Raw genomic sequence first — 21,095 nt, forward strand, 5'->3', positions numbered from 1 at the left:
TAAAGCCATAATTTTTTGTGAAACGTGCTGAGCTTAAAGGCTAAAGCTTAACGCGAAAAGCTTTCCCTCAATACGAACATACCGAAAATAAATAGAGACGTAGCAAGCTACGTCTCTGTATAAATGTTTATGCTTTCAGCGTTAAGCTTTACGCTTAGTTAGCCAATTGTTTTTCGATTGCAGTATCGTAAGCTTCTTTCCAATCATTGAGGAAGCCCCAGCTTTCACCGTCAACTACGATATCCTGATTGTAGTTGATCGTACCCAGTTTCGCAAACGGTACGTTTTTCATTTCAGCTTCGAACAATGCATGTAAATCCGGATTCACGCTCACCACTACGCGGCTCTGAGCTTCACCAAACAAGAATGCATCTTTACGGATATTTGCATCAGTGCTGATGTTGAAACCAAGACCGCCTGCCATTGCACTTTCCAGCAAGGTTACAAACAGACCACCTTCTGAAATATCGTGCGCAGAGAAGATCAATTTCAGTTTGATCAAACGCAGAATTGTTTCCTGTACTGCCGCTTCTTCTTCAAGATCGAAGTAAGGAGCCGGGCTGTGCGTTACATTCTTAATGTGGTGCAGGTATTCAGAACAGTTGATATCATTGCGGTTCAGACCTACTACATAAATCAGATCACCAGGCTTTTTGAAATTCATGGTCATCTTATCAGTCAGAGATTCAAGCACACCCACCATACCGATTGTTGGTGTCGGATAAACCGGACCATCTTCGCTCTGGTTATAGAAGCTCACGTTACCGCCGGTTACAGGCGTATCGAACTTAAGACAAGCTTCGCCCATACCTTTAATAGCGTTTACAAACTGGTAGTATACTTCCGGATTGTAAGGGTTACCAAAGTTCAGACAGTTGGTAATTGCTACCGGCGTACCACCACTACAAACGATATTACGTGCTGCTTCCGCAACTGCGATCATACCGCCTTTGTACGGATCAGCAAATACATAACGGCTGTTACAGTCTGTAGTTACCGCCAGCGCTTTTTTAGTGCCGTGTACGCGTACCACAGGTGCATCGCTTGGTGCATTTGTGTGTGTGTTACCAGTTCCTACCATTGAATCGTACTGATTGTACACCCAACGCTTAGAAGCGATCGTAGGCAATTGAACCAGGCTGTAAGCCACTTCTTTCAGATCTGAAGGAACAATGATGCTTTCAGCGTTGAACTTCGCGATCTCCTGGAAATATTTAGGTTCTGTATATTCTCTATCATAAACAGGAGCGCCGCCACCGAGCACCATGCTTTCTGCAGGCACATCCGCAACCAGTTCACCGTCCATATAGTATTTCAGATTCTGATCTTTAGTCACTTCACCGATCTGTACGCAATGGATATCCCATTTGTCAAAGATCGCCTGCATTTCTGCCTCTTTACCTTTCTCTACTACAACCAGCATACGTTCCTGGCTTTCGCTGAGCAGCATTTCCCAAGGCTTCATGTTTGACTGGCGTGTTGGCACTTTGTCAAGGTGAATGATCATGCCGTGTTCACCCTTAGCAGACATTTCACTGGTAGAACAAGTGATACCTGCAGCACCCATATCCTGCATACCGATTACTACACCTGTTTTGATGAGTTCCAGACATGCCTCGAGGAGTTTTTTCTCTTCAAACGGATCACCTACCTGTACAGCAGGCAGATCGTTAATGCTATCTTCAGAAATATCAGCAGAAGCGAAAGACGCACCGCCGATACCGTCTTTACCAGTAGCCGCACCTACTATGAATACCGGATTGCCGGCGCCATGTGAAGTTGCAGAAACAGTAAGACCTTTATTTACTTCTACCACGCCAACACTCATTGCATTAACGAGCGGATTAGTCTGGTAACAATTTTCGAAATAGATTTCGCCACCTACAGTCGGTACGCCAAAGCAGTTACCGTAATGACCGATACCCTTTACTACGCCTTTCAGCAACCATTTTGTTTTTGGATTGTCCAGTTTACCAAAACGGAGAGAATTCAGCGAAGCGATCGGACGAGCACCCATTGTGAAGATATCACGGTGAATACCGCCAACACCTGTTGCTGCGCCCTGGAATGGTTCAATTGCAGAAGGGTGGTTATGGGATTCGATTTTAAACACACAACCCCAACCGTCACCGATATCAACGAGACCAGCGTTTTCTTCACCAGCCTTTACAAGCAGTTTTTCACCATCGCGTGGCAATGTTTTCAGCCATTTGATGGAGTTTTTATAACTACAGTGTTCACTCCACATAACAGAGTACATTGCAGTTTCAGTGAAATTGGGCGTGCGACCCAGTACTTCTTTAATCTTTTCAAATTCTTCTTCGCGAAGGCCAAGTTTTATAGCCTGGTCGAGTGTTGCCTGCATGAAATGCAAATATTTTGAGGACGTGAAAAACTGCTGCAAAAGTACACTAATTCGGCGAAAGGCGAAACGTGGATGGGGAATGGGCAATGGTGAATACCCGTAAAATGTGAAAAGTCAAACTTAAAAGCTAATCAAAATCACTGATTTTCTGATCGCTGATGGCTGATTTGGATGCAAGATTGGTTAATGGTCAATGGTGAACGCCGGCTAAACGTGAAAAATCGAACGTGTACCATCAGTAAAATCGCGGACTTGCAATATGATACTATCCATTTCGTAGTGGTGTAGCGCGCTACACCACTACCGCCCGCTATTTGCAGATTTTCATGTTATTTTGAATTGGCAAATGCCGACTTTATGGAAATAATAAATAGTATCATTCCCGTAGAAACTTATCGCAGGTTGCGCCGGGAATGTGGTCTTTCAGACAAAACGGAACAAGCCGCCACTATTGGCCTGAAAAAAACGGTACATTCTGTGATGGTAAAAGAAGCGGCTGAAGTGATCGGAATGGGACGGCTGATTGGCGATGGCGGCTGCTTTTGTCAGATCGTGGATATCTGCGTATTGCCGCAGTACCAGGGAAAAGGTATTGGCAAAATAATCATGAAGGACTTAACGGACTTTATTCAAACTCAACTGCCTGAATCTTGCTATATAAGCCTGCTGGCAGACGGCGACGCTTCCTTTCTTTACGAACAGTTCGGATTTAAGGATGCCATGCCGCAGTCGAAGGGGATGTTTTTAAAACGCTGATTTTCCTCGTGTTCCTCATCCCTGAACGGAGTCGAAGGAAGTACGTTGTGGTTGCTCTGAACGATGTGTGGGGAGAAGAAACGATCAACAATAAAAGAAAACGGTCGGACGACTTGAAGCCATCCGACCGTTTATTTATTCAGATAATTTGGGCAACGCCCACATTATCGCGTTAATTATTCACCTACTACTTCGAATTCCAGAGCAACGATGTTGTCTTTACCGAAGTCGATTTGAGCTTTGTAAGTACCCAGCTCTTTCACTTCATCAAGGATATTGATGCGGCGACGGTCGATTTCGTATCCTTTTTGCTCACGGATAGCGCGACCCAGTTGGATTGCAGTTACAGAACCGAAGATTTTACCGCTAGTACCGATCTTAGCACCAACTTTCACTGGAGCAGAAGACAGTGCAGTGCGAACTTCCGCGATCTGCGCCAACAGTTTTTCTTCACGTTTTTGCAATTGTTTGCGGCGTTCTTCCAGAACTTTCAGGTTAGAACCGCTCGCTTCGATTGCATATTTCTGAGGGATCAGGTAGTTGCGTGCATAGCCAGGCTTCACGTCTACCAGTTCATGGGCAGCGCCCAGATTATCTACGTCTTTTATCAGAATTACTTGCATGGAATTTTACTTAAAAATGTGAAACGATCACTGACTATTTTAACAGATCAGTTACATAAGGCAACAATGCGAGCTGACGAGCTTTTTTAATAGCCTGTGCTACTTTACGCTGGAATTTCAGGGAGTTACCACTGATACGGCGAGGAAGCATTTTACCTTGTTCGTTCAGGAATTTTTTCAGGAATTCTGCGTCTTTGTAATCGACGTATTTAATTCCCATTTTTTTGAAACGACAGTATTTCTTCTGACGTTTTTCAACACGTGTGGAAGTGAGAAATTTGATTTCGTTTTGCTTAGCCATTGTGTACAGTTTTTAAATTGATTAAACAGTTTCTACTTCAGCACCTTTGTTGCGCTTTTTAGCATTGTATTCAACTGCGTATTTATCCAGGCGGGTAACCATGCGACGCATAATGTTTTCGTCACGGTTCATCTGGATTTCCATTTTAGCGTTTACTTCAGTAGGCGCTTTGTACTCGATCAACCAGTACAGACCAGTTGTCTTTTTCTCAATTGGGTAAGCCAGGGAACGAAGGCCCATTGCATTTTGGTGAACGATTTCGCCACCATTGTCTTTGATGAAGTCTGCAAACTTCTTCTGAGCGTTCTTGAAGTCATCTTCTGCCAGAACCGGCGTAAAGATCACCATCAGCTCGTAGCTTTGAAGGTTGTTTGTTGCCATAATAAATATGTTTTTAAAATGATTCCCAATTGTCCGGCAGCAACGCTGGATACCGTTTTACCGGCAGCCGAACACAATTTGGGATTGCAAAGGTAGGAATTATTATGTTTTGTTGAGCTGTGAAGTTGTAAAATTTGTAAAGCTGTACTCCAACCAAGGGCATACATTTCACAATCAGTCATTTACATTTATAAATCACTTCAGAAACAATCAACTTTACAAATCGGCGATCAAGCGAAATTACAAAGAACCCAGCACCATCCGCGCTCTTGCCCGAAAACCGGCCGTGGCTCCCTGCTCCAGCTGGTCTTCTATAATACTGACCAATTCCTGCCTGATCTCAGGATATTTACAGGCCAGATTTCCCAACACAGTCATTGAAAAACAACGCACTGCAACGGTTTCTTTTGGATCGGCGAGAAATTCAAAACACGCAAACATCACCGGCCCCTCCAAGGATTCAGGAATTGGAACATGCTGCAACATACGAACGACGTTCCTCCTTACCGCCACCGGCAACTCAGGCTCCTGCATTCGTTCCGCAAACAAAGACAAATAAGGCTCAATGAGTTTCGGATATTTTTCGGCAACTAAACTAATGACCCACGCCACCCGTTGTACTACACGATATTCATCTTCCAGAAACAGTTCTATCAATTTCTCGAAACGCCTTTTATTACTGCCAATGTAATTGGCAATCAGTGTAGACTGTTCTTTTGAATGTTCTTCGAGTATTGCTGTTCTTAGATCCATTTTTCGTTCCGGTTAATTGGTTAAAGCGCTAAAGCGTTAATTGGTCGTTGCATAATCTGGCCGATTTCCAATTTACCATTTTTAGCTATCCCCGACAGATTTAACCATTTACCTTTTTAACGAATTGTCGTTTTTCGTAAATTAAGAGCATGAAAAGCATTCAGACATGGTTGTCGGAATATGGTGAAAGTCACCAGAATCACACCAATAAAATGATTCACTGGATATGCGTGCCCTCCATTTTCTTTTCGATCGTTGGCTTGTTCTACAGCATCAAACTGCCGGTTATGCTCAGTTCGAATTTATCATTAAACGTGGCGATGATTCTGTTGGTATTAATCGTCATTTATTATGCATCATTATCACGCACTATATGGATCGGCATGTTGTTGTTCTGCATGATTTGTCTGTTGCTTTGCCGTTTTATAGAAACACATTTCACCATGCCGCTCTGGCAAATCAGCATTATCATTTTCGTACTCGCCTGGATCGGGCAATTTTACGGTCATAAAATCGAAGGCAAAAAACCTTCTTTTCTCAAAGACCTCCAGTTTCTGCTCATCGGTCCGGCCTGGCTGATGAGCTTTATTTACGGTCGTCTGCACATTTCCCTTTAGTTAACTGGTTAACGAGTTAAATTAGTCAAACGTAACAAACCACGACTGATTTAACCTTTCGACAAATTAACCATTTAACCAATTGCCCCCTTAACTATTTAACCGATTCGCCGTCCCGATGATGTTTTGGAAAATTAAACAACGTCGAAGTCAATATCGGCACAAAGAAAATGGCGATACTCAGCAAAGAAGTAATCAGGTCACCCCAAACAGTTGGATGCTCCCCTTCCGGCAAATGCTTACCCTGAGATTCCAGGCAATCGTGCGGACCATCAATGAAAAGAGAAAAATCTGCACATGGATTAAAATGAGTGTATAACGCCAACAATAATTTTATTCCAAGAATTGCGATTACCACATAAGCACATTTCTCCAGGAAAGGATATTTTTCCATCAGCTTCACAAACCCCTGTGCTACAAAACGCATCGCCAGAATACCTATAAATACACCAACCCAAATGAGGATAATATTCTTGGTATAGGCATTAGCCGCAATCACATTATCGATGGAAAAAGCAAGATCCATCAGTTCCACTAATACAATAGTTGCCCAAAACGGGCCGAATAGACCAAGTGTTTTTCGATACAGCCAGCTCTTATGTTTTTGATCCAATTCTTCTTCAATGGTATGATGTTCTTCTTTTTTCTTTGAGAAAAAATATTTCCCAGCCAGAAAAACGAGATAGATCCCCCCCAATGGTTTGAACCACCAGATCTGAATCAACATGGATGCAAACAGCAGACAAATCCCCCGAAATATATAAGCACCAAGGATACCGTAACGCAGCGCTTTGCGACGCTGGTCTTTCGGCAGATCAAGTACCATGGTTGCGAGCACCGCGGCATTGTCTACAGAAAGCAGACTTTCTATCAGAATCAGATTTACCACCACCGTTAGTGCGCCCAATGGCTTATTGGCTATCTGATGTATTAATTGATCGAAATGTTCGAGTACCATAATTCAAAATTCAAAAGCTTAATGCTGAAAGCCTAACGCTCAAAGCTGTGTTACGTAATTCCAGATGCTGATTCAGCTCCAATTACCGTTGCAACTGTATGGCTTCACTTCCCTTCTCATTCGTCAGTTTCAACAAATAAACGCCCGGTGCGTATTGATGTGCAGGAATCGAAACCATTGTATTATTCACCTTCGCTTCCCACAATTTTCTGCCTTGCATATCAAACAAAGACAACTGCATACCCGGCACAATATTTTCTACTTGCCATGCATCACTTGCCGGATTCGGATAAACCTTTATCTGCGCAGCCTTAATTTCCGGCACCGACAGACTAATGTCATGCTTCATTGGTGTATTGCTTCTATCTAAAATCCAGTTGTTAGGATCCACTGTAAAACCTGTCATTGTATTAGGCCAGTTTACAGTAACCATTTGCGTAGCAGCGTTGTTATAAATTTTGATGACCGTATCGCCTTGTGCAGAGCTGAGTTTCAATTCTAACGGTGTAACAAAAAGCGGTATAGAAGCAGGTTTGGAAGTTGTTTGATTGAGCTGAATATATACGACCCCATTTTGCTGATTCCATGAACCTGCATATTTCGGATAGCCTTCACCATAAATCCACTGATTGAAAAAAGTATCAAGGTTGCGGTTGTACAACTGCGAAGCAATTTGTTTTAAGTCTTCCGTATTTGCATTTCCATAAGCGTGCTGTTGCTGATAAGTTTTCAACACTGCAAAAAACAAGCTGTCATTATCTGCGAGGAAACGGAGCATGTGTACCACTGCACCGCCCTTGGCATAAACCAGCCGGCTATCAAAAATAGGTGCAAACGAACTGGAGTCATCCACATGCACTCTGCCACCGATGGCGGCCATTACCTGAGCAAACATCTGCTGTCTGAAAGTGGCTGCAGCAGCAGCACCATGAAAATGTTCGAGATACAGATGTTCACCATAAGTTGCAAAACCTTCGCTGAGCCATGCGTCTGCCCAACCTTCGAAAGTCACATTATCGCCAAACCACTGATGCGTCATTTCATGCGCGATCAATTGTACATCCGCAAAACCAAGCGTGCTCATAGATTGATGTTCCATGCCACCTTGCAGTGTCGTAAAACAATGACCGTATTTTTCCTGATAAAAAGGATAACGACCGAAGAGATCGGAGAAATAATTAATCAGCACACCAGTACTGTCCAGGTTTGCTTTGTTGGCCGGAAAAAAAGCTGTTGAATCATAATAATAGTTTTGAATCAGCATGGAATCGCTGCTATTATTAAAATGCATGAAGTAGGAATAATCTTTGTAAGGCGCTACAGAAACGGAAATCAGATAATAAACGATTGGATATTTTTCTTTCCACCGATACTGTACGAAACCACCCGTTGCATTGGAAGACTGCAAAAGCCCATTGCTCCCTGCTTTCAAACCCGCAGGAACGGTTACCATCATTTCTACCGAATCAATTTTATCCTGCAGCGATTGTTTACAAGGCCACCAGTCCTTAGCACCATAAGGATCGCTCATTGTGTAGACCATTTCTACGCCGTTGGAAATATCATGTGTCACACCAATACTATAGTTATTGACAGCAGCATTTTGCGGTGTGCCATGATAAAATACCTGTGCGCTAAAAGCCGTACCAACACTCAATGCCGCGGGCAAAGCGATCGTGCGCACCACTCCAGTTGACGCAACCGGAAGTGATACGCCATTTATTTTCGCAGAATCGACGGCCATTAATGTATCTAACTCAAAAACATAAGCACTCATATTTTGCACAGCAACTGCATTAGTGACAACATCGCCAGAAATATAAGTAGAGTTGTTACTCATGCTAAGATTGAACCGAAGGTTTTTAATATCATAATTATCTTCCAGCGGAGAGGCGACAGTCACACGAGCCAGCTGCTGTAGCTTCTTTTGTTCCTTTTGTCGAAATATAACCGGGTTGGTCTGTGCTACAGCTGCAAAACCAAGGGCGAAGAAAAAGATAAAGAATGTAGATTTCAATGGCATAGGTATAGATATAAAACGTCCAAGTTACTGGTTTCACGAATATTTACAGAATTTTGCTTCTATGAAAAATCTTGCAGGCATACTACTGCTTTGTTTCCTGTTGCTATTTTCCGGTGCCATTCAAGCACAATCGATAAATTCAGATCAGTTTGAAAAAGCATTGCAGCAACATACCAATGCACAATTATTCGACCTGCGCACTGCAGCGGAATATAATTCCGGACATCTGGCACACGCAATGCTTGCAGACATGAATGACAAAGCCGCATTCACAGAAAAACTCAGCACTCTAGACAAAACCAAACCGGTATACATTTACGCAGCCGGCAGTCAAAGTCATGCTACAACGCAATGGTTGCGCGCCAATGGCTTCTCAACGATAATAGAGCTTGAAGGAGGCATTGATGCCTGGAAAACCGCGGGCAAGCCAGTTGAAAAAACACAGAGCTTTCATCCGATCTCTGAAAAAGAATATCTGCAAATGATCAGTGCACAGCCATTAGTGCTGGTTGATTTCGGTGCTTCGTGGTGCGTACCGTGCCGGCAAATGCAACCCGTGATCGACGCATTGTCTGAAAAATATGAAGGCGTGCTGACGATTACATTTATAGACGGTGGCACGCAAACATTATTGATGCAAGATGTACAGGTAAATGATATGCCGGGCTATATTTTGTACAGGGGTGGCAAGGAAGTCTGGCGCAAAGTGGGGATTGTGGCGAAAGAGGAAATGGAAGGGATAATTGAAAAAAATATTGTTCATTAGCGGGGGATCGGAAATCCCGTTTATCTGTCGTTCGATATGCGCTTCGCTAACATATCGAACAGCATCGATTACTTTACGCTGTCTGCATTTCATTTCTTAACGCCAAGTTCCCTTAGGCCGGATGTGTTACGCAAAACAAGCTTGGAGACTAAACATGGGCAAAGCTTTCGGCTTTATGCGTTCAGCGTTTCGGTAAACCAGCGATCAAAAAATCAGACATCAGCGATTGTTGTATCTTCGCGCAGCTCATGGCAAAAAACTTTACATCTAAAATTTTCTTTGACGGCAAATCTATGCTGGCCGTTATCCTCCCTTCTTTACGAAAAGATGGCATGCACTACGAAGTAAACATACAGGGCTATCCACGCTTTTATATGACCTGGAGTGCTTCTGACCGCTACGATTTAGTATCACCGGAAGAATATAATTTACCATACAGTCTGATACTTGCAGTAAGCGATGCAATAGAAGCACACGCAAAAAAACACTAGCAGATAGCACTTCAAAATATTTACAGACCGCAGTCTTTACTGCGGTCTTTTTTATTCGCCTTAAAATATTTTTTTCTTTTATAACTTATTGCCATAAATTAGAATATGAATATTTAAGCATGCATTTATTGACCATAACCAACAAATGATGAAAAAGCTTTTTTCAATTATAAAAACAACCGTCGTTGGCGGAATACTTTTTCTCGTTCCGGTGATATTGGTCATAATGATAGTTGGAAAAGCAGTAGGAATAATGCGCAAACTGGTTCATCCAATCGTAGAGCAGCTCGATGAACGGTTTAATCTCCGGTTTGAAAACCTCGTTGTTGCCGCTGCCATTATCGCCATCTGTTTTCTTGCCGGTATGCTGGCACATATTCGTGCAGCAAAAAAAGTCGTCTCCTCCGTCGAGAACAATGTGCTCAGCCATATGCCCGGTTACAGCTTTATGAAAAGCTTTGGCGCAGATATGATGGGACAGGGCAACGACAATGACTGGAAACCCGTTACGGTAAGGCTGGACGACTCCTGGCAAATCGGATTTTTGATTGACGATATTTCGGAAGATGTATGCGCTGTTTTTATACCGGATGCACCCAAACCATGGTCCGGAACGATTACTTATGTCACCAACGACCGCATCAAAATCTTAAACATCACGCAAAAACAAGCTGTCGATTATTTGCGTGTACTCGGCAGAGGCATGCATTCGATGATTAAGGATGGCTTTGACCAATGAACCGGCAAACGAATTATTATGAAACTAAACTCAGGGAAACTATTACTTAGCGGATTTGGACTGGTTATTACGCTTGCACTTTGCTACGGTACTGCGTTTGGTCAGGGTGGTGGCGTGAAACTGAGCCCACGCGATCAATATCTCGACAGCCTTAAACGAATGGATGCAGACTGGCCGTTGCCTATTTGGGGAAACCGGCTGCTGAAAAAAGGTTTTGATCTGCAATACCCGTTTGGCGCAATGATCAACGGTTTTGTGGCTACACAAAAAGTCGTGATTTCTGATCTGAAGGTAGGCTTTAATGATATGGATCCGGTACCGCTCGACTTTATCAAATTTGGCGATGTAAAAGCAAAAGCTGTTTCTACCAATGCCCGCCTTGATGCATGGATTCTTCCATTCATGGATCTCTACGGTATCGTTGGGAAAACCTGGACTAAAACAGAAGTGGATATCACCGAGCCCTTCAAAATGAACAGCACAGCCAATTTCGACGGCAACACACTTGGCTTGGGAACAACGATCGCTGGTGGTTATCACCGGTTCGTTACCATCATTGACCTCAACCATACCTGGACTACGCTTGAGAATATTAAAGGAACAATACAGTCAACCATGTTTACACCTCGGCTCGGTTATAATTTTATTCTGAAGAATAAAGCAGACATGAGTATTACCGTATGGGTCGGTGCTTCAGGCATGTTTATCAACAGGACCACGGAAGGCACGATACCGCTCAGCGACCTGACAACAGATGCGAGTCGGGAAAAACTGCAGCAAATTGTAGATGGTGCTGAAGATTGGTATCAGGGGCTGAAACCTCCGCAGCAGGCCGTGATAAAACAGATCGCACAAAAGCTGATCGATAAAATGGATGGACTCGATATCAAAGATGCTACTGTTTCTTATTCGCTCAACAAAAGACCGACATCGAACTGGAGTATGAATTTAGGCGCACAATGGCAGCTAAACCATCGATGGCAGATCCGCTCAGAACTCGGATTTTTTGGCGGACGGCAATCACTTTTGTTGTCCGGCAATTACAGATGGCACTGGTAAAAATCCTAATCCCAAACACCGCCGATGAAAACATTTTTTAGATACATTTTATTAATGCTTTTGCTGACGATGCAGTTACAAGTCACAGCTCAGAAACAGAAGACGAAGGTTTCGTTTAAAGATTCACTGGACGGAAAGTTTGACATGAGCAGCTTTCTGATCGATGCCAATGGCTTTATTCCGCTGCTGACGATCGTTACGGAACCTGCGTTGGGCGGCTTTGGTTTGGCAGGCGGACCAATTTTCATGAAAAAAAGACCACCGATCGTTGATACGATTGACGGACAACCACGCTATACTCCGGTTGCTCCAGACATTACCGGCGGCGGCGCCTTGTGGACCATCAACAATACCTGGGGGGCAGTGGCAGCACGGAGCGGCATGTGGGTAAAAGCAAGAATCAAATACAGAGTGGTAGGCGGATACATGAACATCAACGCCGCTTTTTACCACACTTTTCAAACAATCGGAGAACAAGAATTCAAATTCAATATCAAAACAATTCCGTTGTATGCTTTTGGCATCAAAAGAATTGCCCGGTCCAACTGGTATGGCGGCCTGCAGTACCTACTTCTGAAATCTCAGGTGAAGCTGCAAAACAACGAACAGTTACCCTCTTTCGTCACCGACAAGGAGGTAAATAGCTTCGTCAGTCAGCCTGGGGCAATAATAGAATTCGATAACAGAGATAATATTTTCACCCCCAACAGTGGATTAAAATTTCACGTAGACGGTGGCTGGTCGGACAATATTTTCGGTAGTGATTTTGATTTCGGACGAATCAATTACTACACATACATGTACAAGCCTTTTGGCAGAAAAGTAATCGGCGGGTTGCGCATCGATGGACAGCAATCCATTGGCACGCCTCCTTTTTATATGCTTCCCTATATCGACATGCGCGGTATTCCTGCAGCACGGTATCAAGGCAAAGCCGATATTCTAACGGAAGGAGAAGTAAGATATGATGTTGTGCCACGTTGGAGCATCGTCGGTTTTGGCGGTACTGGTAAGGCTTTTGACGACTGGAGTGATTTTGGTTCATCGAAATGGATTTACAGCTATGGCGCAGGGTTCCGATATCTGGTTGCAAGAAAATTCAAGTTAAGAATGGGTATAGATGTAGCCGCGGGACCGGATTCATGGGGCTACTATATCGTTTTTGGCAGCGAATGGCTTAAATAAAAACTAATTGATAACACGACATTTAATCACCTCAAATACGTAATCTATGCGCAAACTAACATTCCTTTCGTTGTTGTTTGGACTTGTTTTTTCCTCCTGCCGGAAAACGCCAAATTTCGATGAGTTATCCTCCGATTTTGTTGTTACCACAAATCGCGACAAGGCTGCTGATTTTACAGAATACAAAACGTACTACATTGCAGATACGGTTGCCAATCTCGGCGGCACAGGCGACGATTCCATCCTTACGGATGCCAATGCACAGACATTAGTGCAGACAGTTAAAGACAACATGAACGCACGCGGCTATACATTTGTTTCCAAAGATCAGCATCCGGATCTTGGACTGCAGATAGGCATTGTGAAAGTAACCACCACTGTTTATTATCCAGGTTGGTGGGATGGTTATTATGGCTGGTATGATCCATGGTATTGGGGCTGGTATTATCCATACTATTATCCATACAGCACGGTGTACTCTTACAACACCGGTACCGTTATCCTGAATATGTATGATCTCAAAAATGCCGGCACAGAACATCAGATCACGGGCATCTGGAACAATATCGATTTCGGCGCCATAGGCAGCAGCCTTTCCACCAACGTACAACGTGGGGTGAACGCCATCAACCAGGGCTTTGCACAATCAACGTATATCAAAGCAAACTAACCACACATCTGTTTGATTACTTTCTAAAATCATCTTTATGAAAAAAATACTTTTTATACTCGCGATGATATGTGGTGCGCAAATTGTGGCACAAGCACAGGCTCCGGCATATACCATCCATTACACACGTGATATCTTTATGGGCAGCTGGGAAATAGGTGTGCCTACCAATAACGACTTTCTAAATAAAACAAGCGCCGCCGGCGGCCGTTTTGAGTATCGCCACATGATCAATCCACACGTATCTATCGGCGTTGGTCTGAGCTGGAATTCCTTTGAACAACACACAAGCCGTAAGACTTATTATTCTAAAGACGGCGGCAGCGCCATTACCACCGATGTGATCAAAGATATTTACACTTTACCGATCACGGCCGGGGTCCATTACTACTTCGGCGATCCCCACGCTAAAATAAAACCATACGTAGGTATTGGCATCGGCGCACAATACAGCGAACAGGATGTCTATTTCAACATCTACAACATTACTTATGACAACTGGGGTTTCTGCGTACGCCCTGAAGTAGGTGTAATCATGCCATTCAACGAAAACGTCGGTGGTTTTGTCAGCGCAGCGTACAATGTTTCTACCAATAAAAATGATGATTTCAATATCAGCAGCCTGAAACATTTCGCCTTCAATATAGGCCTCGCATTTTCAGTCCGCTAACCGGCTTCCGCACCTTCAAACACTAAAGTCCCTTCTCCTGAAGGGGCTTTTTTTATCCCGTCCCCAAAGGCGGGCCGTCGCGGTATGAGATTCCCTTCTAGGGGTTAGGGGTTTTTGACTATTTTTGTACCCTCATACAAAAGATATATATGCAATTTCTCGATTTTGAAAAGCCGCTGGAAGAGCTTTATGCCCAGATGGACAAGCTGAAAGATATGGCGGCCAAAAATCAGGTTGATGTAAGCGCCACCATTCGTGAACTGGAGGCTTCTATCGAAAAAACACGTACGCAACTATATGAAAATCTCACTCCATGGCAGCGCGTGCAACTCAGCCGCCATCCGGAGCGTCCATACACACTTTACTATATTGAGAAAATCTTCACTGAATTTACGGAGCTGTATGGCGACCGTCAGGTAAAAGATGACAAAGCTATGGTGGGTGGTATGGCTAAACTGAACGGCATGCCAGTAATGGTAATCGGTCAGCAGAAAGGCATTAATACTAAAATGCGTCAGATGCGCAACTTTGGCATGGCTAATCCCGAAGGCTACCGTAAGGCATTGCGTCTCATGAAGATGGCCGAAAAATTCAACCATCCGATCATTACATTTATTGACACGCCGGGTGCTTATCCGGGTCTTGAAGCCGAAGAACGCGGGCAAGGCGAAGCAATTGCGCGTAACCTGTTTGAAATGGTAAACCTGAAAGTGCCGGTAATCTGTGTGATCATCGGCGAAGGTGCTTCGGGTGGTGCGCTGGGCATCGGTATCGGCGATAAAGTTGCCATGCTGGAAAATACCTGGTACACTGTAATTTCTCCGGAAAACTGCTCGACAATCCTGTGGCGCAGCTGGGATTTCAAGGTAAAGGCAGCAGAACAACTGCGTCTTACTTCTAAAGACATGAAAGGCTTTAACCTTGTAGACGATGTAGTGAAAGAACCACTGGGTGGCGCACATGCAAAACCAGAAGAAATGGCGGTTACCCTGAAAGAATACCTGATCAAATCTATCAACGAACTTACGCCGATCGACGCAGAACAACGTATTGAGGACCGTATCGAGAAGTTCTCTAAAATGGGCTTTTACGACGAGGTTCCGGTATCATAAATTTTTTATTTCAAGAAGAAGTCAAAGCAGGCCGGATATATTTCCAGCCTGCTTTTTCGTTTTTTGCCCACTGAATATAAGCGCATTACAAGAGCAATGTGGTCATTTGCTTACATTTCCCCGCAATATCGAATTAGCTATTTATCCAATTAACCTTTTAAGCCATTTATCGTAATTTTGGCCCGGCCAATGCCGATATCATATCGGCTTTAACCTTAAAGAAGTAACGCAGACAACTGCGATCCAATAAAATCAAATTTATGTCGAACATGTTTCGTGGTACCGGCGTAGCGCTGGTGACGCCGTTTAAAGAAGATCTCTCTATTGATTTTGATGCACTCGCTAAACTCATTGACCACGTAATTGACAATGGTGTCAACTATCTGGTAGCGCTGGGCACAACAGCTGAAACCCCAACTCTTACTGACGAAGAAAAGAAGCAGATCCTCGCATTTGTCATCAAGCACAACAACAATCGGGTACCCGTAGTATGTGGCATGGGCGGTAACAATACAGCCGAAATCGTAAATCAGCTGAAAACCTATGACCTCAACGGTGTAGCAGGTATTCTGACTGTGGCACCATATTATAACAAGCCGTCTCAGGAAGGCATGTATCAGCATTTCAAAGCAATCGCTGAAGCGACTAAACTGCCAATCATTTTATACAACGTTCCAGGACGTACAGCCAGCAACATTTTGCCAGCTACTGCACTGCGCATCGCAAACGAATTCGCTCATGTAATTGCAATTAAGGAAGCCAGCGGCAACCTTGTTCAATGCATGGAACTCGTACAAAACAAACCGGCGCATTTTGCAATTCTCTCTGGCGACGACAACCTCGTACTGCCGCAAATTGCAATTGGTATGGAAGGCGTGATTTCGGTTGCTGCCAACTCTTATCCCAAAGATTTTACCAACATGGTAAACGCTGCACTGGCTGGTAATTTTAATGAATCACGCGCGCTGCATTATAAACTGCTGAAAGGAATTGATCTGCTGTTTGCGGAAGGTAATCCGGTAGGCGTAAAATGTGCACTTAACCTGATGAACATTTGCAAAAATACACTCCGCCTGCCGCTCGTAACGGCTACTGCAGGCTTACAACAAAACACAAAAGAATTCGTCGATACACTGAAAGGATAATATCTTTCCAGGATGATCCTGACATAAATAAAATTAACCCCGGCAGTACTGCCGGGGTTAATTTTTTGATACCTCATAAAAACAAAAGGCTGCGCCATGAGGCACAGCCTTTCAAAAAAAGGAACACTTATTTATTTTACTACTTTGATAGTTGTATGCTCACCTGTTGATTTATCTGTTACAGCGATGAAGTAAATACCTGAAACCCATCCTGAGGTATTAATATCAACTGTAGTACTGCCTTGAGCAGCGCTTACTTCAGATGTCTGCATTGTCTGACCTGTCTGATTGAAAATATTGACACTTATTTTGCCAGCCTCGCTGCGTTGGATCGTCAAATGAGCGGTTGCCTGTACTCCTACCGGATTTGGCGTAACACCTGCTTTCATTTTGTTCGTCTTACTGTCTGATTTCAACACCACTACATTAGAGTAAGTCACTTTGCCATCTGTTTCATCCATTTTCAGGCGGTAGTATCTGCTCGTATTTGATGTTGGCGTTGTAAACTGATAATAATTTGTACCCGCTATATTTTTTGCGCTTACAGATCCGACAACCTTGTATTGAGCGGCATCTGTAGATAGTTCCACTTCAAATTTGTCCATATTCTTTTCATCCGTTGTTGTCCAGCTCAATACATCTGCATCATTTGCTGTTTGACCAGAGAAGCTGATCAACTTCAGATCCAGCGGCTGAGGGAAATTGATTGTGTATGTACCTGGCATACCCATTTGGCCCGCTGCATCAAGCGTCTCATAGCCAAACTTTACCAAACTATATCCAGAACCTGTAAATTGTATCGCCAGTTTAGTAGGATCGTAATTTGTGATTTGCTGAAATACTGTTACTGGTGTACCGTCATACAATAGTTTCGCACCGCCCGTTGGTATTGATGTAATAATTATAGTATTAGAAGCACCAAGTGCACCATCTTCCGGATCAGTTCCTTTTAGCGGACCGGGATTAGTCAACGTACCAGTGCCATTTAAAACGAGCGTACTGTTGTTTACAGGAAGCCCAATGTTATAAGTCTGATTAGTAGCTGTCGGATATTGTTCAATTCCAAAATCAATGTTAGCTACTGGCGCCAGATCCACCTGTACATTTACCATTCCGTTTGCGTTTCCGTCATTACCTGCGCCGAGACCAACATTTTCACCAGTAGAAACCCAAGCACCAGTCAAAGAAGACATTGAAGAGTTATCACCTACAGTCCCCTGCGTCTTGCTCACCTCCACCGAATAGGTTGTGTTGGAAGGAACTCCAGTTATCTGCCAGGTACCATCTGCGTTTACTGGCACAGTTGCTACCACGGTGTCAACTTCCGGGTCTACAACATTAATGTATAGCTGAGTTGCATTTATTACACCAATACCGGTACCATTTACCGTATTATCAGACAAGCCATTAGCATCATGAAACACATTGCCGCTAAGTGTCTGAGGCAAGCTTTTGGTTTCTACAAAAGACCCTGTCACTCCAATGATATCTATCCCGCCGGCAGAAAGGTTATTTGCTGCATCTGTTGTAAGTGGATATAAAGCATTATTAGTGTAGTTAAGAATATCTGCTGATGTGGAACCCGTAAAATCGGCAGGAATAATAGAATAGCCGTAAATGGTGGAACCCGCAGATAAGCCGAAGCTCGTGTAAGGAATAAATATTCCACCGATTGATTGCATCCCAACCCAGTCATTAGACAATCCCATATCCGTTTGGACTGCAGCGTCACGACGATATACAGCCCAGTTATATGTATCCGTTATATCATTAGCGGCCCAAGTGCTATTGTCAGCTAAAACAACTGTGCTATAAGAGGTTGGATTACCGCCCGCATCTACGGAGAGAATTGCGGCTAATTTTACCTGACCATGTTGATTAGGCAGCCCTCTTTCAAAAATAACGGCTCCATTGCCTTCATTAGCATACACTTGTTGCGGTGTCTGAAACACGATATCAATCCGCTCGATATCATTAAAATTGCCGTAAGTCTCATTCACATTACCAAAGATATTATCGGAACCACGATTCAAAAATTTGCCGGAAAAAGCATCCGTCATATCATTGCTGTATGAAGGTCGCATCTGAAAAGGAGTATGACGGTTGCCAGTATTACCATCGTACATACTATCCAAATTTTGGAAAAACATCTGATGTCTTATGCCCTGCACATTGGCATTGTCCACTCTACGGAATGTAACTGTAGTTGGCAATGTTGAAGACATACCATATTTCTTACCCGACGATGTTGTAAAGTTTTGCAGTGCAAGATCATTATCTGTACGCCCCGTGTTGGTACCATATTGAGTAACAAAATTAGAGCCCCCCATAGCACCATTAGATGTAATAGTACTACCCGTACCCTGAACCCATAAAGTGTTTGCCTTAGTAATTGACTGCACCTGGGCATTAGTGATTACTGGTACCGAAAACAGCGCTGTTGTCACAAATGCTGCTGTTAAACCATTGAAAATCTGACTTTTCCTGTTCATTTTTTTGATATATTTTTCTTTATTGTTCATTTTATTATCTTTTACTTATTTGTATTATTTATACTGCAAAGCTCGTATCCGGCGCCTTGGCCAAATTGCCCAAACGGACATGTTATTGGCCCAATGAGCCTTTTTTGGACGTTTATTTAAATTTTCCGTCTTACACTTCTATCAACTACAAATCGCTCAAGAAGCAAGTTTCTCTTCAATTGATTTTGTGAACCGGTATTAGAAAAACCTCGTTTGCAATTAGCCATATATCAACATGTGTGCCAAAAAGCAATTTTTAGCACCCGTTAACTTTACATTAATATTCTATCGAATTGAATAAAAAAAACATACATACAACTAATCAGCTGATTATTAGGATATATCATCCCCCTAATCCAAATGGCAGTTAAATAATTTTATCCAACCCGGAAAAACTTTCGAAAGAAATAGGCTATCAAAAGGCGACCGGCGATTAATAAAAAGTAGCAAACACTATTATTTGTTTTCCGGATTAGTCCGTGCGATCACCTCGTTTTTGTCTCAAATCGCTATTTTAGCGAGACTGCAGGAATTCCCTATAAATTGGTACCATTACTGTAACTTTGCAAAAAATTAAATAACAACGAGATCATGAGTACAAACACTCGCTCTAACATCGATTTTAAACTGCCTTATAAGGTTGCGGATATTAGTCTTGCAGAATGGGGACGTAAAGAAATTAAACTGGCGGAAGCTGAAATGCCAGGTCTGATGGCACTGCGTGCTGAATATGGTGCTTCTAAGCCATTGGCTGGTGCTCGTATCGCTGGCTGTCTGCACATGACTATCCAAACTGCTGTGTTGATTGAAACGCTGGTAGAACTGGGTGCCGAAGTACGCTGGAGCTCTTGTAATATCTTCTCTACGCAAGATCACGCTGCTGCTGCAATCGCTGCTGCAGGTATCGGTGTTTATGCATGGAAAGGCCAAAGCCTGGAAGAAGCTGATTGGTGTATCGAACAAACTTTGTTCTTCGGTGGTGAAGATCGTCCTTTGAATATGATCCTGGACGATGGTGGTGATCTGACTAATATCGTTTTTGATAAATACACAGAACTGATCCAGCATATCAAAGGTCTGTCTGAAGAAACAACTACAGGTGTTCACCGTCTATACGAACGCATGGCGAAAGGTACTTTGCCAATCCCTGCAATCAACGTAAATGACAGCGTTACTAAATCTAAATTCGACAACAAATACGGTTGTAAAGAATCACTGGTAGATGCGATCCGTCGTGCTACTGACGTAATGATGGCTGGTAAAGTAGCTGTTGTTGGCGGTTACGGTGACGTAGGTAAAGGTTCTGCAGAGTCTCTGCGTGGTGCCGGCGCTCGCGTAATCGTTACTGAAATTGATCCGATCTGTGCGCTGCAAGCTGCAATGGACGGTTTTGAAGTGAAGAAAATGATCGATGCAGTAAAAGAAGCTGATATCATCGTTACTGCTTCTGGTTGCCGCGACCTCATCACTGAAAAACATTTCCGTCTGATGAAGGATAAAGCGATCGTTTGTAACATCGGTCACTTCGATATCGAAATCGATATGGCTTGGTTGAACAACACTTATGGTAATACTAAAGACACAGTAAAACCACAGGTTGATATGTACACGATCGACGGTAAAGATATCATCGTTCTGGCTGAAGGCCGTCTGGTAAACCTGGGTTGTGCTACAGGTCACCCATCTTTTGTAATGAGTAACTCTTTCACAAACCAGACACTGGCTCAGCTTGAACTGTGGACTAACCACGGCGCTTACGAAAACAAAGTGTACGTTCTGCCTAAACACCTGGACGAAAAAGTAGCTCGTTTGCACCTCGCTAAAATCGGCGTTACACTGGACGAACTGACTGACGAACAAGCTGAATACCTCGGTATTCCTAAATTCGGTCCATTCAAAGCTGACCACTACCGTTACTAGTATGCTGAAAGCCTAAGGCGTAAAGCTGAAAGCTTTCTC

Annotated in this window: 20 protein-coding genes; 12 read left to right on the forward strand and 8 right to left on the reverse strand. The window is 43.4% G+C overall.

The window, feature by feature from the left end; genetic code table 11:
- Positions 1-154 precede the first annotated feature (154 nt).
- Entirely contained in the window at positions 155-2,365 is a 2,211-nt protein-coding gene (gene purL / locus DN068_RS14165) for a phosphoribosylformylglycinamidine synthase subunit PurL (protein ID WP_110999593.1), read from the reverse strand.
- Between the two features lie 357 nt (positions 2,366-2,722).
- On the opposite strand from purL, the gene DN068_RS14170 reads away from it, so the two are divergent.
- Complete coding sequence (locus DN068_RS14170; protein ID WP_110999594.1) at positions 2,723-3,121, forward strand: GNAT family N-acetyltransferase; 399 nt, start codon at positions 2,723-2,725, stop codon at positions 3,119-3,121.
- Positions 3,122-3,297: 176 nt separating this feature from the next.
- Here DN068_RS14170 and rplI read toward each other — a convergent pair whose 3' ends face one another.
- From rplI to DN068_RS14185, 4 genes are all read right to left on the reverse strand, one after another.
- Complete coding sequence (gene rplI, locus DN068_RS14175; protein WP_110999595.1) at positions 3,298-3,744, reverse strand: 50S ribosomal protein L9; 447 nt, start codon at positions 3,742-3,744, stop codon at positions 3,298-3,300.
- Between the two features lie 34 nt (positions 3,745-3,778).
- Complete coding sequence (rpsR, locus tag DN068_RS22285) at positions 3,779-4,045, reverse strand: 30S ribosomal protein S18 (protein WP_207798943.1); 267 nt, start codon at positions 4,043-4,045, stop codon at positions 3,779-3,781.
- Positions 4,046-4,066: 21 nt separating this feature from the next.
- Entirely contained in the window at positions 4,067-4,426 is a 360-nt protein-coding gene (gene rpsF, locus DN068_RS22290; RefSeq protein ID WP_207798945.1) for a 30S ribosomal protein S6, read from the reverse strand.
- 240 nt (positions 4,427-4,666) lie between these two features.
- Positions 4,667-5,179, reverse strand: a complete 513-nt coding sequence (locus DN068_RS14185; protein ID WP_110999596.1) for a hypothetical protein — start codon at positions 5,177-5,179, stop codon at positions 4,667-4,669.
- A 149-nt stretch (positions 5,180-5,328) separates the two neighbouring features.
- On the opposite strand from DN068_RS14185, the gene DN068_RS14190 reads away from it, so the two are divergent.
- Positions 5,329-5,796, forward strand: a complete 468-nt coding sequence (locus tag DN068_RS14190; RefSeq protein WP_110999597.1) for an Mpo1 family 2-hydroxy fatty acid dioxygenase — start codon at positions 5,329-5,331, stop codon at positions 5,794-5,796.
- Between the two features lie 94 nt (positions 5,797-5,890).
- Here the strand turns inward: DN068_RS14190 and DN068_RS14195 are convergent, their stop codons facing one another.
- On the reverse strand, positions 5,891-6,754 hold the full coding sequence (locus tag DN068_RS14195) for a TerC family protein (RefSeq protein WP_110999598.1): 864 nt from the start codon (positions 6,752-6,754) through the stop codon (positions 5,891-5,893).
- Positions 6,755-6,836: 82 nt separating this feature from the next.
- Positions 6,837-8,777, reverse strand: a complete 1,941-nt coding sequence (locus DN068_RS14200; RefSeq protein ID WP_110999599.1) for a M1 family aminopeptidase — start codon at positions 8,775-8,777, stop codon at positions 6,837-6,839.
- 61 nt (positions 8,778-8,838) lie between these two features.
- On the opposite strand from DN068_RS14200, the gene DN068_RS14205 reads away from it, so the two are divergent.
- The 9 genes from DN068_RS14205 (at position 8,839) to dapA (ending at position 16,614) form a co-directional block, all read left to right on the forward strand.
- On the forward strand, positions 8,839-9,543 hold the full coding sequence (locus DN068_RS14205; protein ID WP_110999600.1) for a thioredoxin domain-containing protein: 705 nt from the start codon (positions 8,839-8,841) through the stop codon (positions 9,541-9,543).
- A 248-nt stretch (positions 9,544-9,791) separates the two neighbouring features.
- On the forward strand, positions 9,792-10,034 hold the full coding sequence (locus tag DN068_RS14210) for a hypothetical protein (protein ID WP_110999601.1): 243 nt from the start codon (positions 9,792-9,794) through the stop codon (positions 10,032-10,034).
- A 226-nt stretch (positions 10,035-10,260) separates the two neighbouring features.
- Complete coding sequence (locus tag DN068_RS14215; RefSeq protein ID WP_165836401.1) at positions 10,261-10,773, forward strand: DUF502 domain-containing protein; 513 nt, start codon at positions 10,261-10,263, stop codon at positions 10,771-10,773.
- Positions 10,774-10,791: 18 nt separating this feature from the next.
- Positions 10,792-11,832: a hypothetical protein gene (locus tag DN068_RS14220; protein ID WP_110999603.1), complete on the forward strand. Its 1,041-nt coding sequence runs from the start codon at positions 10,792-10,794 to the stop codon at positions 11,830-11,832.
- 24 nt (positions 11,833-11,856) lie between these two features.
- The gene (locus DN068_RS14225; protein WP_110999604.1) at positions 11,857-13,017 is read left to right on the forward strand and encodes a BamA/TamA family outer membrane protein; all 1,161 of its coding nucleotides are present in this window, start codon (positions 11,857-11,859) and stop codon (positions 13,015-13,017) included.
- A 46-nt stretch (positions 13,018-13,063) separates the two neighbouring features.
- Positions 13,064-13,687 (forward strand): DUF4136 domain-containing protein, encoded by a 624-nt coding sequence (locus tag DN068_RS14230; protein ID WP_110999605.1) that lies wholly within the window; start codon positions 13,064-13,066, stop codon positions 13,685-13,687.
- 37 nt (positions 13,688-13,724) lie between these two features.
- Positions 13,725-14,357, forward strand: coding sequence for an OmpW family outer membrane protein (locus tag DN068_RS14235; protein ID WP_110999606.1), 633 nt, complete (start codon positions 13,725-13,727; stop codon positions 14,355-14,357).
- Positions 14,358-14,506: 149 nt separating this feature from the next.
- A complete protein-coding gene (locus DN068_RS14240) occupies positions 14,507-15,469 on the forward strand; it encodes an acetyl-CoA carboxylase carboxyltransferase subunit alpha (protein ID WP_110999607.1) in 963 nt (320 codons plus the stop codon).
- A 260-nt stretch (positions 15,470-15,729) separates the two neighbouring features.
- On the forward strand, positions 15,730-16,614 hold the full coding sequence (gene dapA, locus DN068_RS14245; RefSeq protein WP_110999608.1) for a 4-hydroxy-tetrahydrodipicolinate synthase: 885 nt from the start codon (positions 15,730-15,732) through the stop codon (positions 16,612-16,614).
- Between the two features lie 131 nt (positions 16,615-16,745).
- Here the strand turns inward: dapA and DN068_RS14250 are convergent, their stop codons facing one another.
- Positions 16,746-19,136, reverse strand: a complete 2,391-nt coding sequence (locus DN068_RS14250) for a T9SS type A sorting domain-containing protein (protein ID WP_110999609.1) — start codon at positions 19,134-19,136, stop codon at positions 16,746-16,748.
- Positions 19,137-19,727: 591 nt separating this feature from the next.
- Between DN068_RS14250 and ahcY the strand changes: the two genes are divergently transcribed.
- Entirely contained in the window at positions 19,728-21,056 is a 1,329-nt protein-coding gene (gene ahcY, locus DN068_RS14255; protein WP_110999610.1) for an adenosylhomocysteinase, read from the forward strand.
- The last annotated feature ends 39 nt before the right edge of the window (positions 21,057-21,095 follow it).

The organism is Taibaiella soli (genome assembly GCF_003236175.1).
Lineage (GTDB): Bacteria > Bacteroidota > Bacteroidia > Chitinophagales > Chitinophagaceae > QKTW01.

Excerpts from the sequence above, each read along its gene's own strand:
- rpsF (WP_207798945.1), bottom strand. The coding sequence starts at position 4,426 with ATGGCAACAAACAACCTTCAAAGCTACGAGCTGATGGTGATCTTTACG.
- rplI (WP_110999595.1), bottom strand. The coding sequence starts at position 3,744 with ATGCAAGTAATTCTGATAAAAGACGTAGATAATCTGGGCGCTGCCCAT.
- ahcY (WP_110999610.1), top strand. The coding sequence starts at position 19,728 with ATGAGTACAAACACTCGCTCTAACATCGATTTTAAACTGCCTTATAAG.
- DN068_RS14235 (WP_110999606.1), top strand. The coding sequence starts at position 13,725 with ATGAAAAAAATACTTTTTATACTCGCGATGATATGTGGTGCGCAAATT.
- DN068_RS14205 (WP_110999600.1), top strand. The coding sequence starts at position 8,839 with ATGAAAAATCTTGCAGGCATACTACTGCTTTGTTTCCTGTTGCTATTT.
- DN068_RS14195 (WP_110999598.1), bottom strand. The coding sequence starts at position 6,754 with ATGGTACTCGAACATTTCGATCAATTAATACATCAGATAGCCAATAAG.
- DN068_RS14170 (WP_110999594.1), top strand. The coding sequence starts at position 2,723 with ATGGAAATAATAAATAGTATCATTCCCGTAGAAACTTATCGCAGGTTG.
- DN068_RS14215 (WP_165836401.1), top strand. The coding sequence starts at position 10,261 with ATGATAGTTGGAAAAGCAGTAGGAATAATGCGCAAACTGGTTCATCCA.
- DN068_RS14200 (WP_110999599.1), bottom strand. The coding sequence starts at position 8,777 with ATGCCATTGAAATCTACATTCTTTATCTTTTTCTTCGCCCTTGGTTTT.
- DN068_RS14220 (WP_110999603.1), top strand. The coding sequence starts at position 10,792 with ATGAAACTAAACTCAGGGAAACTATTACTTAGCGGATTTGGACTGGTT.
- DN068_RS14240 (WP_110999607.1), top strand. The coding sequence starts at position 14,507 with ATGCAATTTCTCGATTTTGAAAAGCCGCTGGAAGAGCTTTATGCCCAG.
- rpsR (WP_207798943.1), bottom strand. The coding sequence starts at position 4,045 with ATGGCTAAGCAAAACGAAATCAAATTTCTCACTTCCACACGTGTTGAA.
- DN068_RS14230 (WP_110999605.1), top strand. The coding sequence starts at position 13,064 with ATGCGCAAACTAACATTCCTTTCGTTGTTGTTTGGACTTGTTTTTTCC.
- DN068_RS14210 (WP_110999601.1), top strand. The coding sequence starts at position 9,792 with ATGGCAAAAAACTTTACATCTAAAATTTTCTTTGACGGCAAATCTATG.
- DN068_RS14185 (WP_110999596.1), bottom strand. The coding sequence starts at position 5,179 with ATGGATCTAAGAACAGCAATACTCGAAGAACATTCAAAAGAACAGTCT.
- DN068_RS14190 (WP_110999597.1), top strand. The coding sequence starts at position 5,329 with ATGAAAAGCATTCAGACATGGTTGTCGGAATATGGTGAAAGTCACCAG.
- purL (WP_110999593.1), bottom strand. The coding sequence starts at position 2,365 with ATGCAGGCAACACTCGACCAGGCTATAAAACTTGGCCTTCGCGAAGAA.
- DN068_RS14225 (WP_110999604.1), top strand. The coding sequence starts at position 11,857 with ATGAAAACATTTTTTAGATACATTTTATTAATGCTTTTGCTGACGATG.
- dapA (WP_110999608.1), top strand. The coding sequence starts at position 15,730 with ATGTCGAACATGTTTCGTGGTACCGGCGTAGCGCTGGTGACGCCGTTT.
- DN068_RS14250 (WP_110999609.1), bottom strand. The coding sequence starts at position 19,136 with ATGAACAATAAAGAAAAATATATCAAAAAAATGAACAGGAAAAGTCAG.